The 1,076-nt window shown below is 46.8% G+C and carries 1 protein-coding gene; it reads right to left on the bottom strand.

Features of this window, described 5'->3' with window-relative positions:
• Positions 1-17 precede the first annotated feature (17 nt).
• The coding region (locus B3182_RS15095) for a trans-sulfuration enzyme family protein (protein ID WP_292753378.1) at positions 18-1,076 on the bottom strand (1,059 nt) is incomplete at its 5' end.

The raw sequence follows: 1,076 nt of genomic DNA, 5'->3' as shown, positions 1-1,076 counted from the left end.
TGAAAGATAAACACGCCCTAGCAGCGACTGAACGCCTGTTCCAGATCATTAATCAAATCTTTGATATCTTCCAGTCCGACTGACAACCTGATCAGGCTGCCGTCCACATCAGCCTGTTTAAGTGTTTCTTCTGATAAACCAAAATGAGAGGTGTAAATCGGCTGGGTAGCAAGACTTTCTACGCCCCCCAGGCTGGGCGCTATGGCAAATACATTCAGAAGATCAACGAAACGCTCGGCCATTGCGGCGTCGCCATCAATATAAAAGCTGACCATACCGCCAAAACCGGACATTTGCTGGTGAATAAAATCATGTTTTTGATGTCCCTTTAATCCGGGATAACAGGTTTTACGGACCTTTGGATGTGTTTCCAGATAGTCAGCAACACGCTGAGCATTAAAATTATGCCGTTCTACCCTGAGTGCCAATGTAAGGAGGCTGCGGGATAGTTTGTGTGCAACTTCCGTCGAGATCGTCTGACCGAGATTTTTACGCCAATCGTTGATCGCCTCGAGTTGCACAACAGGCCCGGATAAGACTCCGGCAGTCAAATCACTGTGACCACCCAGATACTTTGTTGCACTTTGCACAGTAAAATCTGCCCCAAGCGCAATCGGGCACTGATTAACAGGCGTTGCAAACGTATTGTCTACCGCTAACAACGCATCGTATTCATGTACCAGTTTTGCTAACCGATGGATGTCTTGTAACTGTAATGTGGGATTACTCGGCGTTTCGATAAACACCAAGGCCGGTTTTTCAGCTTGCAGTAAAGCTTCTACTGCTTTCAGATCTGTTTTCTGCAGTGAGAATGTCTTGATACCCAGTGCTGGCAATTGTTTGCTTAAAAGCTGCTGAGTGCCGCCATATACATCCCCAACACAAAGAATACCCTGAGTAGAAAAATGCATAAACAGAGCGGAAATTGCTGCCATTCCGGAAGAAAATGCCAGGCTGGCTTCAGCTTTATCTAATTGAGTCAGTTTAGCTTCCAGGGCCGTGATAGTGGGATTCATCCCATAGCGACTATAAAAAGCGCCCGGTGTCTTACCCTCCATCACATCTCGCATGGCCGT

It is taken from the genome of Methylophaga sp. UBA4204, from assembly GCF_002379485.1.
In the GTDB taxonomy this organism is placed as follows: Bacteria; Pseudomonadota; Gammaproteobacteria; order Nitrosococcales; family Methylophagaceae; genus Methylophaga.
This window is presented reverse-complemented; position numbering and strand designations above follow the sequence as displayed.